General features: G+C 56.8%; 10 protein-coding genes. 2 read left to right on the top strand and 8 right to left on the bottom strand.

Features of this window, described 5'->3' with window-relative positions; translation table 11 throughout:
* Positions 1 to 45: 45 nt before the first annotated feature.
* From rfaH to RYA97_RS22880, 6 genes are read right to left on the bottom strand one after another with little or no spacing between them, the layout of a single operon-like run.
* Positions 46 to 558, bottom strand: a complete 513-nt coding sequence (gene rfaH, locus RYA97_RS22905; protein ID WP_057404155.1) for a transcription/translation regulatory transformer protein RfaH — start codon at positions 556 to 558, stop codon at positions 46 to 48.
* A 53-nt stretch (positions 559 to 611) separates the two neighbouring features.
* Complete coding sequence (locus RYA97_RS22900) at positions 612 to 2819, bottom strand: polysaccharide biosynthesis tyrosine autokinase (RefSeq protein ID WP_004665708.1); 2208 nt, start codon at positions 2817 to 2819, stop codon at positions 612 to 614.
* A complete protein-coding gene (locus RYA97_RS22895; RefSeq protein ID WP_002554036.1) occupies positions 2820 to 3272 on the bottom strand; it encodes a low molecular weight protein-tyrosine-phosphatase in 453 nt (150 codons plus the stop codon).
* Entirely contained in the window at positions 3262 to 4197 is a 936-nt protein-coding gene (locus tag RYA97_RS22890; RefSeq protein WP_005754376.1) for a glycosyltransferase family 2 protein, read from the bottom strand. The genes RYA97_RS22895 and RYA97_RS22890 overlap by 11 nt, the downstream gene beginning before the upstream one ends.
* Before the next feature lie 3 nt (positions 4198 to 4200).
* The gene (locus tag RYA97_RS22885; RefSeq protein WP_117139585.1) at positions 4201 to 5733 is read right to left on the bottom strand and encodes a lipopolysaccharide biosynthesis protein; all 1533 of its coding nucleotides are present in this window, start codon (positions 5731 to 5733) and stop codon (positions 4201 to 4203) included.
* Between the two features lie 5 nt (positions 5734 to 5738).
* Positions 5739 to 6860 carry a DegT/DnrJ/EryC1/StrS family aminotransferase gene (locus RYA97_RS22880; RefSeq protein WP_005744404.1) on the bottom strand — a complete coding sequence of 374 codons (1122 nt, stop codon included), beginning with the start codon at positions 6858 to 6860 and terminating at the stop codon, positions 5739 to 5741.
* A 585-nt stretch (positions 6861 to 7445) separates the two neighbouring features.
* On the opposite strand from RYA97_RS22880, the gene RYA97_RS22875 reads away from it, so the two are divergent.
* Both RYA97_RS22875 and RYA97_RS22870 read left to right on the top strand, forming a co-directional pair.
* Positions 7446 to 8639: a cysteine desulfurase family protein gene (locus RYA97_RS22875; RefSeq protein WP_316893174.1), complete on the top strand. Its 1194-nt coding sequence runs from the start codon at positions 7446 to 7448 to the stop codon at positions 8637 to 8639.
* 57 nt (positions 8640 to 8696) lie between these two features.
* Positions 8697 to 10505 carry an aminopeptidase P family protein gene (locus tag RYA97_RS22870; protein ID WP_316893173.1) on the top strand — a complete coding sequence of 603 codons (1809 nt, stop codon included), beginning with the start codon at positions 8697 to 8699 and terminating at the stop codon, positions 10503 to 10505.
* Positions 10506 to 10530: 25 nt separating this feature from the next.
* Here the strand turns inward: RYA97_RS22870 and RYA97_RS22865 are convergent, their stop codons facing one another.
* Entirely contained in the window at positions 10531 to 10845 is a 315-nt protein-coding gene (locus tag RYA97_RS22865; RefSeq protein WP_002554031.1) for a hypothetical protein, read from the bottom strand.
* 175 nt (positions 10846 to 11020) lie between these two features.
* On the bottom strand, positions 11021 to 11908 hold the full coding sequence (rhtA, locus tag RYA97_RS22860; protein WP_016980612.1) for a threonine/homoserine exporter RhtA: 888 nt from the start codon (positions 11906 to 11908) through the stop codon (positions 11021 to 11023).
* Between the last annotated feature and the right edge of the window lie 301 nt (positions 11909 to 12209).

Raw genomic sequence — 12209 nt, 5'->3', positions numbered from 1 at the left:
TTTCAGGCACACGCCTTGGGCAGTTTCCTACAGGTGCGGCAGGTCTTACGCGCGGGCTTCGACCCTTGACAGGCTGCTGATGGGCAACACCATTTTTTGCTGGCGTTGCAGCATGTTGAGCAGAATCACCGCACGCTCGGTACCGTCTTCGCTCAGAAAGATGGCTTCCACATCACTCCAGCTGCCCGTCGTGATCATTACCGGATCACCTTGAATAAATCGTGCTTTGGGCGCAGGTGTGGAGAGTCGCTGGCGGATCTGCTCGATCAGATGATCGCGGACCGGCACCGGGTGCCCGCCGAACGTCACAATGCGCGAGACTCCGCGTGTGAAGCGAATCGGGTACCAGTTGTCCTGTACCTGATCCATCTGAATGAACAGGTAACCGGGAAACAAAGGCTCGTCGGCCTGAACCCTGGCAGCGGTTTTTTTCACATCGACCTGCAGCGGTCGGTAGCACTGGAAATGCTGGCGTCGCAAATGCTCTTCGGCGCGGGCTTCCTGACGCGGTTTGGTCTGGATCAGATACCAGCGAGCTTCCTGGGCGGAGAGGGCCATGATTAATTCCTTTTAAATGAAACAGCTCAGTGAACGGCAGGCGTCAATACGGGTTATCGGGGCGCAGGGTGGTAGTTGTAGCCATAGGCCGCGTAGTCGTAATCGGACGTCGTGGCCTTGCGTACCACCGCGTTGAAAATGGCACCCTTGATCAGAATTCCGTTCTGGCCCAGGCGGCGCTTGCAGGCTTCGATTTCCTGGGCGGTGGTCATGCCGAAACGAGCAACCAGCAGACAGGTGCCTGCCTGGCGACCCACCAGCGTCGCGTCGGTCACAGCGAGGATGGGTGGCGTGTCAATCAGGATCAGGTCATACAGTGGCGACAATTCGGCCAGCATCTTGTTGAAGTTGTCATGCATCAGCAGTTCCGAGGGGTTGGGTGCCGCGAAACCACAGGACATAAAATCCAGATGCCGGACCCGCGTCTGATGGATGACTTCGGTGCACCGCAAGCGGGCGGCCAGCGTGTCGGACAGACCGTGTTTGGGCTGCAGGCCAAAGAGGCGATGCAGGTAGCCTTTGCGCATATCGGCATCGATCAGCAGAACCCGCCTGCCGGTCTGGGCAATGATGGTTGCCAGATTGCTCGATACAAACGATTTGCCGGCGCCTGGTGTCGGGCTCGATATCATCAGTACGTTGTTACGCGCCTCCAGCATGGCGAAGTGCAAGCTGGTACGCAGGCTGCGCAGCGATTCGATGGCCAGCTCGCCGGGTGCGGCAATGCTCAGCAGTCTTGAATCCTTGCTATCCTGATCGCGCTTTTCCAGGCGTTCCTGCTGACGCGAGTGGGGGAGTGATGCGTAGACCGGCATGCCCAGACTTTCGATGACTTCGGCGCTCTCGATGCCCCGATAGAACGCCTGGCGCACGAATACGATGGTCATCGCGACCAGTGCGCCGATCAGCGTGGCGATCAGCACAATCAGCGTCTTCATCGGTTTGACGGGTTTCTCGACATTGGTGTCGGCGTTGTCGATGACCCGCACATTACCAATGCTGCCAGCACGCAGAATGTCCTGCTCCTGACTCTTGTTGAGCATCAATGTGTAGGTCTGGCTGATGACCTGCATATCGCGGGTCAGACGCAGCAACTCCTGCTGGGTCATGGGCAGCGCGTCGATCTTCTTCAACAGGCCTTGTTTCTGTTGTTCCAGCTGGTTCATCTGGCTCATCAGGCTGCGATAGGTCGGGTGCTCACGGGTGTACAACCGTTCCAGCTCTACGCGCCTGAGTTTCAGTTCGGAAAGCATCGAGTCGAGGCTGACCACCTGATCAAGCACGCCTTTGGTTTCGATGCTAAGGTCCACCGACCTGGCGCTGGTCTGGAAGGTGTTCAGCGCAGTCTCCGCGTCCTCCAGCTGTTTGCGCACGGCAGGCAACTGCGAGCGTAGAAACTGCAGCCGCTGCGCGGCCTCGGCCGAACTGCGCTCCACGTTCTGGCGTACATAAAGATGGCTGACTTCGTCGAGAATCCGGTTGGCCCGCTGTGCGTCCTGGTCCTCTATGGACAGGTAGATGATGCCCGAGTCCCGGCCGGCTTCGGCGATTTTCAACCGGTTCTGATAAACCAGCGCGGTGCTGAGCGTGCGCTGTCTGGAGACACTGAAATCGGTACCGGGACGCGCCCGCAGCGCAGCGACCTGAATCTTCACCCCGTTGCCTTCGACAATGCGGTTGATGGTGCCGCCAAGCAGCAGATTGTGCTCGTTGTCGTAGAGCGAGAACTGGCCAGGCTTGCCTGCGATGAGGGTGAGTTTTTCGCCCAGCAGGTGCTCCGGCACCTCCAGTTGGAATACCTCGATTTTCTCGCCACCCCACGCGTATTGCGTCAGGCCGAATAACGGCTTAGCCAATTCACCGTCGCGCACTGGCTTGAAGGTACGGTATAGGTAAGGGCCGATTACCGGAAAGAAATCAGGTGTCTGCAGCGTATTGAGCTTCAGATCGTCGACGACCTTGCCCAACAATGCGCGCGACTTGATCAGCTCGATCTCGGTGGTCGCCTGCGACACTGACAATGGCTTGGCGCTGACCTCCGGGGTGCCCTCGATGCCGATTTTTCGGGGCTCTATCTGGATCATGGCGGTGGCCTGATACACCGGCGTGGCCAGAATGGCATAGCCCAGACCGATCAGAAAAAACAGGCTGACGGTCCACAGGATCAGCGCTTTGTGATCGAAAAGCATGCGCAGGACCGCTGCCAGATCAATCCGGGAGTCCTGGTGGAAATCCAGCGAAGGACGGTTCATGACGGTCATTTATCCTGTTGCTCCTGACTGAAAATGAGGAAGCCAGTCGTCAATGCAGCGTGAGAGCTGCGTGTAGGTCTGTTCAAAGGCTGATGCGGGACGTCGGTAAGGGTCGGCGATGTCGAGCGGGTGCTGCCATTTACCGATCAGAAAGGCTTTGCCGCGTACTTCGGGTGCGAGTTTGAGGACGTCGGCAAAATGTGCCTGCTCCATCAGCAGAATCAGGTCGGCCTGGCGTAGCAGATCACGGCTCATCTGCCGAGCTGCATGGCGCTGCGGCTGTACCCGGTGCGTTTGCAGAACCTGCCGAGCCGCCGGGTCGATGGACGAACCTGACAGCGCGGCGATGCCTGCTGACTGAACGCGCACCTGCGTGGCCTCCAGGCGTTGATGCAGTATCGCGACGGCCATCGGGCTGCGGCAGATGTTGCCGACGCACAACACCAGTACGTTACTGAACATGTGCTTTGCCACTGGTCTGGAACAGGCGTCTGCTCAGGTTGACGACAACATTGCCGGCCACTTTCCACAACGTCTGCAGTTTGTGGCGGGGGGCGAGCGCGGCCAGCGAGAGGCACACCGTCTGCATCAGGAAGTGTTCGTACAGGGGCTGATTGCCCAGACGATTGTAATAGTTGGCCAGGCTTGAACAGGTCTGCAGGTTCATATGCAATTTGCGTTTGTCGCTGCGCATGGAAAACACGCCGCCGGGGTGCAGCCGATAGGCAGCCGGCTTGATCTGCGCCATGAACTTGCCTTTGCCGTAGGCCCCCAGCAATGACCACCAGCACATATCGTTCAACGGTGCTCCGCACATGCTCAATTCGGGCGGCATTGTGCTGAACACATTGCGAAAGCAGACGGTCAGGGTCGACAGGCGTCTGGCCTGTTGCAGCTCCAGCGCCGTAGCATCGTTGCGCAACAGGCCTTGCAGTTGCACGCCGTACTGGCCGTATTCGTCGAAGGCGAACGCGTCGTGATAGGTGATGACGTAATCGGCATGGCTCTCGAGAAAGTCCACTTGCAGCTGCAGCTTTCGCGGATCAGTCCAGTAATCGTCGGCTTCGCAGTAGGCGATATAACGGCCGCGGGCTTCGGCGAACAGGCCCGGAACGCAAGGTGCGCCCTGACTGTACTGGTTGACCTGTTGATAGAAGGGCCGAATGATCGTCGGATATCGCTCGGCGTAGTGCGCAATGATGCGTGCAGTGCTGTCCGTGGATGCATCGTCGTTGATCAGGATTTCAAACCTGAAATCGGTCTGCTGTGACAGAAACCCTTCCAGTGCCTGAGCAATGAAGGCCTCCTGGTTGTAGGCGGGGCATATGATGCTCAGCAACGGCGATGCCACGCAGGGTTCGCCGGTATTTTTTGCAGTGTCGTCCATGGCTCAGGTACTCGGTTTGCTGAACAAAACATAGATTTTTGACGCTAGCGGCCCATGGCTTGCCGCCACCAGTGCCAGAGTGACAAGGCCGCTGGCGGCGAGCGCCAGCAGCAGGCTGCCACGGCTTTCATCGGCAATCAGATGGAACACAGGCGCGCTGATCGCCAGGCCCGCAGCGGTCATCGCACTGATACGCAGAATGTCGCTCAACCATTGCCGATGAAGACCCGGTGCCAAGTGCTGATGGACGATGACGGGCCATATGGCGAAGGACGTCGCACGCAGGAAAAACCACGCCAGCGCTGCGCCGTAAACGCCTTGATAATGTATAGCCACGAACATTACAGGCACGCTGATCAGTGTCGAAATCACGCTGTACCACAGGTGCAAGTGCATTCGGCCATAGGCGTATTGCAGGTAGAACTGGAAAGCACTGGCAGCCATGATTGCGCTGCCCAGCGCGTACCAGCCCAGCACCGGTCCACTCCAGCGCGCAGCTGTGTGATCACCCGTCCAGGCGATAATCAGCGGCTCGGCATACAGGGCAATTACGCCTGCCAGAGGGAGCAGAAAGGTACAGGCAAGGCGATTGGCTGCCAGAAACAACGTGTGCATGTCGTCGCGCCTACCTTCGGCCACCAACACAGTCAGGCGCGGCAAGAGCGTCTGAACCAGCGGGTTGCTCAGCATCACGATGCCCGTGGCGATCAACGCAACCAGTGAGAAGTAGCCGTACTGGTCCAGTGGCAGCAGATTCGACAGCAGCACCTTGTCCACCTGAGTCAGCACAATCCACAGCACTGCGCTCAACGACAGACTGGCGGCGAACGGCAGCAGCGGCTTGATCAGTTGCCAGTCCAGGCCGGTCAGCCAGCGCGGCGCAGGCATCTGCCTGCGGGCTTTGCTGGCAAAAAGCAGGGCTTCGAGCAGCCCGACCACGAGCTGAAATACAAAAAAGTCTTGTGGGTCTCGGGAGAACTGACTGACCAGCAGCAAGCCGCCGAAGTAGCGCAGCGTTGCAATCGACACATTGGTAGCGTTCAGCCAGGCGTGCTGCTCAAGGCCCTGAATGGCGCTTTTATAGAGTGTCGAATACAGGCGCAAGGCGATGACGATGCCCATCAAGGTGATGCAATGCGCCAGAGTGTCGGGTTGCAGCGTATTGGCGTTCAACCATTGTGCTGCGATCCAGGGACTGGCGACATGGACAAGCAGGCCGCAGAGCATCGTGATCGGTAGAAATATCAGTTCGAATGAGCGCAGTAGACGGCCCAGGCTTTTCTCGCTCACGGGAGTGCCTTGCTGATGTGCCACTGCGCGCACCAGGCTGGGAGACAGTCCCGCGTCCAGCAGTTGCAGCCAGGCTTGCAGCAGGGTGAAGAAACCGATCAAGCCGTAGGTCTCGGCACCCAGATGGCCCAGATAAAACGGCATGATCAGAATCCCGACCAACATTACATAGGCCTGTCCGCTGTAGTTCAGGACGGTGTTGCGAATGATCGAACGGCTGCGAATGACCGGGCTTGTGTCACGCATGATAGTCAGCAGACCCTGGCAGCGGAGCAAGCCGGGTAGTCCATATCTGTCACAGCACAGGTTTCGATCAGCGTGCGTATGACCAGGTCCTGCTCGCTTTTCAGCAGGCCGGGATAGATCGGCAGGCACAGCACTCGTTCGCTCAATGCTCTGGACACAGGCTGGCCGGGCTGTGGTTGCAGGTATTCAAGGGTGTCCAGTGAGGGGTAAAAATAGCGGCGAGGGTTGATCTTGCGCAGGTTGAGCGCGGTGCGCACCGTCAACAGCTGTTGCTCGTTACGCAGCGCCACCGGGTAATAGCTGTTATTGAGCTCGCTGTCGGCCTGGGGTTTTTGCAGATCCAGGTAGCTTTCCAGCGCTGACGTATAGTGGTGAGCGATTTGCGCGCGCTCTTCAAGGATGTTGCCTATGTTGTCGAGAATGCACAGCCCCATGGCTGCGGAGAATTCGTTGAGCTTGGCATTGATGCCGATGCCGTCGATTCGGTCTACTCCCGATATGCCAAAGTTGCACATCAGGTGGGCGCTTTTGGCCAGTTCGTCGTCGTTGGTGATGATCGCGCCGCCTTCAATCGTGTGGAACAGTTTGGTGGCATGAAAGCTCAGGGTGCTGATATCGCCATGATTGAGGACCGACTGGCCGGCATGACGCACGGCAAATGCATGTGCGCCGTCATAGATCACCTTGAGCTTATGTTCGCGGGCAATCTGCTGAATGGCTTCTACGTCGCAAGGATTGCCAAACACATGGGTGCCCACGATTGCCGTAGTGTCTTCGGCGATGCTGCGTTTGATGTGCTGTGGCGAGATATTCCAGGTGTCCGGATCAATATCGGCAAAGACCGGGCGAATACCTTCCCATTGCAGCGAGCTGCTGGTGGCGACGAAACTGAATGGCGTTGTAACAGCGCTGCCATTCAAGCCCAGAGCCCGATAGGCAATCTGCAGGGCCAGGGTGCCATTATTGGTCAGAATAATGTGTTTGACGCCCAGATAGTCCTTGAGCCGGTCCGTCAGATCCTTGGCCAGCGGGCCGTGATTGGTCAGCCAGCCGCGGGCGTAGATACCTTCAACGTAGCGTTTGAACTGGTCGATATCACCCAGATACGTCTTGGTCACATTAATCATCGAAGCCTCCATGTTTCTCTGAATCGGGGTGTTGCCGAGTGAGTGACCAGACATCTTTTTCGCGTACGGGCGCTGCATTGCTTCAGGCAACGCTACCGCCACACCGAACGTGTTCAGTACTTTAAAAATAGAATGGAGAGTCAACAGACATCCGCCGGCGCCTGCTGAGCACCGTGGAAATAACTGAAAGCGTGGGACGGAACAGCGGTCAACTTCGGCTTGATTATCCCGACGCCATGCTCTGCGGCATGTGCGTGACAACGGAATGCGCCTGACGGTCCTATATATCGGTCGCGGCAGGGTATCTGTCAAATTATTTCGTCATCTTTCTGTTATATTTTTCATAAATGGTAAAGCAGATTTCATAACTAACTGATTTATAAGGGTGTCAAAAAAATATCATCTTGCAGGTGTATTTAAATGACACGCTGAACGTGCTTTGCAAGACGTCAATAAGTCGCTGGATTTTACAATCTGCGCCTCTTTATATTTCCAATTTATCTATTTAAATATCAATTAATAATTTTTGGTTCTATGTGGTTTGGTGCATGATCGTGTTCATGGACTGCAGGCAGGAGAACGAACATGAAAGAGCCAGTGCTGTATTTTGATTACGCCGCCACTACGCCTGTGGACGAGCGTGTTATCAGGGTCATGGTCGATTGTCTGGGTGTGTCAGGCAATTTTGGCAACCCTGCATCCAGCGCTCATTCATTCGGACAAAAGGCCCGCGTTGCGGTAGAGATTGCCCGTGAGCAGGTTGCCCGTCTGGTAGGTGCTCAGGCCTCGCAGATCATCTGGACCTCCGGTGCCACCGAATCCAGCAATCTGGCGCTCAAGGGCGTGGCTCAAGAACGCGCGAAGAGGCAGGCAGCATTCGCCGGAGGCAGATCCGGTCATATCATCACCAGTCAGATCGAACACAAGGCAACCCTTGATACTGCGCGGCAACTTGAGGAAGTGGGCGTCGAGGTTACCTGGCTGGCCCCGGACAGCGATGGCCTGATCAGCGCCGACGCGGTCAGTGCCGCTTTGCGCAATGATACGTTTCTGGTCTCGCTGATGCTGGTCAACAACGAACTGGGTACGGTCAACGACATCGCGGAAATCGGCAGGCGGGTAAGGGCTCACGGCGCATTGTTGCATGTCGACGCTGCGCAGGGCGCTGGCAAGTTGCCGATTGACTTGAGTCAGCTCGCGGTAGACCTGATGTCGCTTTCTGCACACAAAATCTATGGGCCCAAAGGGATTGGCGCGCTGTATGTCGGCCCGCGCGCGCAGCAACGGGTTCTCGCCCAGATTCACGGAGGCGGGCATGAATGTGGTCTGCGCTCCGGCACCCTGGCGACGCATCAGATTGCCGGGATGGGTGCGGCCTTTGCCCTGGCGGCCGAAGTGCTTGAAGAAGAAGTTGTTGAAATACAGCGGCTCAATAGTCTTCTCTGTGAGCGACTGGCCGATATTCCGGGTGTGTGTATCAACGGCAGTCCCACCCAGCGGATTGCCCACACCCTCAGTTTTACATTCACCCACAATGATCTCGACGTTGCAGCGCTGGGCGACAAACTTGCCTTCTCTTCTACCTCGGCCTGTAACTCGGCGAAGAACCTGCCTTCACACGTCCTGCTGGCTCTGGGACTGAGTCCGCAGGCTGCCGGTCAGACCATACGTCTGAGCCTGGGGCGCTTCACTCGTGATCAGGATATCGAGCGTGCGGCCGAGTCGATTCATGCCTGTCTGATTCAACCAGCGTTCTGGGCGGTTGCTCAGTCTCGATGAGTGCTCCATTATCTGAACCGGTGAAAGCAGTCAATTTCCGGGTCAGCAGGAGAGTCAATGAGCACGCAATCCAATGCCAGTTCAGAAGTGGCAGAACGTTTGGCGCAAACCCGCGCCTTGATGAGCAGGGAGCGCATCGATGCCTATCTGGTGCCGTCAGCGGATCCGCATCTCTCCGAATACCTGCCCGGCTATTGGCAGGGGCGCCAGTGGCTGTCGGGTTTTCACGGTTCGGTCGGTACACTGATCATTACCCAGGACTTTGCAGGCATATGGGCTGACAGTCGCTATTGGGAGCAGGCAACCAAGGAACTGGCAGGTAGCGGTATCGAGCTGGTGAAACTGTTGCCGGGCCAGCAGGGGCCGCTTGAATGGCTGGCGGACGAAGCCAAAGCCGAAAGTGTAGTTGCCGTAGACGGTGCGGTCCTGGCCGTTGCCTCTTCGCGCACTCTTGCAAGCAGGCTTTACGCGCGTGGTGCTCGCCTGCGCACGGATATCGATCTGCTCACCGAGCTGTGGCAGGACCGTCCTGCCTTGCCGTCTCACCCAATCTACGAACACTTGCCCCCTCAGGCATCTCTGGACCGTGCTGAAAAACTGGCTCGTGTTCGCCAGATCGTTGCCGAGCGAAACGCTGACTGGCACTTCATCGCAACACTGGATGACATAGCCTGGCTGTTCAATCTGCGTGGCGCTGACGTTTCCTACAATCCGGTTTTCATCGCCTTCGCCTTGATCGGTCCGCATAGCGTCACGCTGTTCGTGGACTCAAGGAAAGTGCCTGACCCGGTGCGCTCGCGTCTGGAGCGCGACGGCATCAATCTCATGGAATACACGCAGATTGGCGCAGCCTTGCGCGAGCTGCCGAAAGACGCACGACTGCTGGTTGATCCGGCGCGTGTTACCTGCGGCTTGCTCGATTACCTTGACAGTGAAGTCACCCTGGTTGAAGGGCTTAATCCGAGTACGCTGCTGAAATCGCAAAAAACCGAGACCGATACAGGTCACATCCGTCAGGCAATGGAGCAGGATGGTGCGGCGCTCTGCGAGTTCTTCGCCTGGCTGGACAGTGCGCTGGGACGTGAGCCCATCAGCGAAGTGACGATTGATGAAAAGCTTACTCAGGCACGGGAGCGACGTCCTGGATATGTTTCACCCAGCTTTGCAACCATTGCAGGGTTCAATGCCAACGGCGCGATGCCGCATTACCGAGCGACTGAAGCTGAGCACGCGCAGATAGAAGGTGATGGCTTGCTGTTGATCGACTCGGGCGGTCAATACCTTGGTGGCACCACCGATATCACGCGCATGGTTGCGATCGGAACGCCGAGTGCCGAGCAGAAGCAGGACTGTACGCGGGTTCTCAAAGGCGTTATTGCGTTATCGCGCACGCATTTTCCCAAAGGCATTCTTTCGCCGTTGCTGGATGCCATTGCCCGAGCGCCAATCTGGAGTGAAGGCGTCAACTACGGTCATGGCACCGGGCATGGTGTCGGGTATTTTCTGAACGTCCACGAAGGGCCACAAGTTATTGCCTATCAGGCACCTGCAACGCCGCAGACAGCAATGCTCCCAGGCATGATCACGTCTATTGAACCTGGTACTTACCGGCCCGGGCGCTGGGGTGTGCGCATCGAAAACCTGGTGATTAATCAGGAAGCGGGCACTACCGAGTTCGGCGAGTTCCTGCGTTTTGAAACCCTGACGCTTTGCCCGATCGATACGCGTTGCATCGAGGTCTCGATGTTGAACGAGGAAGAACGCACCTGGTTGAACGATTACCACGCTCACGTTCTTGTGCGATTGAGCCCTCTACTGCAGGGTACAGCGCTGTTGTGGTTGCAGGCACGCACGGTCGCTGTCTGATATCTCGAAGCGCGTTACCGCAGGCTCAGTCCTGCGGTAACGGATCCGTCAGTGGTGTGCTTTTTCTGCAGACGATAATCATGCTGCGGCTGGTATAGCCTGCGGGGTTGAGGCCGAACGGATAGTCTTCCGGCTCTTCGGTGGCATCGCCCGATTTTGCGATGACCTTGAACGTCCTTGACGCACAGGCGTTGGTCGCAAGCTCGTAGCATTTGGCCCAGGAGGACGTCAGGCCGGAGCAGTTGATGTGAATGCCGCGCTTGCTTTGCTTGACAGGCTTGGATGTGGCTGCACAACCTGCCACAGCCAACATGGCCAATACGATAAAAATGTATTTCATTCCTTTCCTTAGCAGGCCATTGCTAATCGCGATCCATCCGGATGACTGGATCATGAGTCGATAAAACTGTAACGCAGAACTCTCGAACATCTGTAGGTCAGGTGTAAACATGGCGCATGCGCTTAACAAATGCTAGTGCCATGTCGCTTCTTGACCTTATGACCGCGTGGTCAGTTCAGTCGGCAGGGACCAATTGAGGTTTTGTGTTTGCAGAACCAAGGGTGGCACCGATGGATGCGAAGATGATTGCGCCAATTGCCAGCCATTGGGTCAGCGAAAGGCTCTCGTGAAGAAACACCAGACCTGATAGCGCTGCGAAGACAGGCTCCAGGCTTGCCAGTGTGCCGAATGTGCGTGCCGACATTCGCGTCAGAGCGATCATTTCCAGGCTGTAGGGCAGGGCGGTCGACAGAATGGCGACACCCAGCGCTGCCGGTACCAATGAAATGTCAAATAATGCAGAGCCTGCGTGTATCACGCCGACAGGTCCGATGAAGAGTGCGGCAATCATCACGCCAAGCGCGGCGGTCTGTACGCCGTTGTCTGCACCTGCTTTATGCCCGAACACTATATAAGCGGCCCAGCACACTCCGGCCCCCAGTGCATACGCAGCGCCGAGCAGATCAATCGCTTCGTTCGAGGCCCCGAGGGGGATCAATAGCAATAAGCCGATAACTGCCAGCGAAACCCATAGAAAATCGATGGGCTTGCGCGAAGACAGCAGAGCTACAGCCAGTGGACCGGTGAACTCCAGCGCGACCGCGATTCCCAAAGGCACAGTCTGCAACGACATATAGAAAAGGAGGTTCATGCTGCCCAGCGCAATGCCGTAGATCACCACAGTGCGTAGCGATTTTGCGGTCAGATTCGCTCGCCATGGGCGCAGGATGGCGATAAGGATAAGGCTCGCAAATACCAGCCTCAGGGTCGTGGTGCCTTGCGCGCCCACTACGGGAAAAAGACTCTTTGCCAGTGACGCGCCGCTTTGAATGGAGATCATGGCGATCATCAGCAGCCCTAGGGGGAAAAGGGCGGACGCTATAGTGTGGGGTTTCTCAGACATTTTGGTTGTACATCCTGGGTGTGATCCGGGCACTGATAATCGAACATGATGCGCAACAATCGATGCATGGGCAATATATTGCGCAATTTTTGCTTTTCCTTCTATATAGGTAATCACGAAACGGGCAATTTCGGTGATTTTGAAATTAACGGTTGACGCCCTCTGTGATCTGTCTATAATTCGCCCCACTTCCGGCGCAGACGGAAACGAAAAAGCCTTGCAGATCAATAGTTTACAAGGTTTTGAAGTAAAGAGTCAGCGAGGAAGGAGGTCGAGTCTGCAGTGATCGACAGCGGTGAGA

Source organism: Pseudomonas syringae group sp. 26L6, from assembly GCF_032587815.1.
Lineage (GTDB): Bacteria > Pseudomonadota > Gammaproteobacteria > Pseudomonadales > Pseudomonadaceae > Aquipseudomonas > Aquipseudomonas amygdali.
The sequence above is the reverse complement of the archived record's forward strand: the minus strand, read 5'-3'. Positions and strand labels throughout refer to the sequence as shown.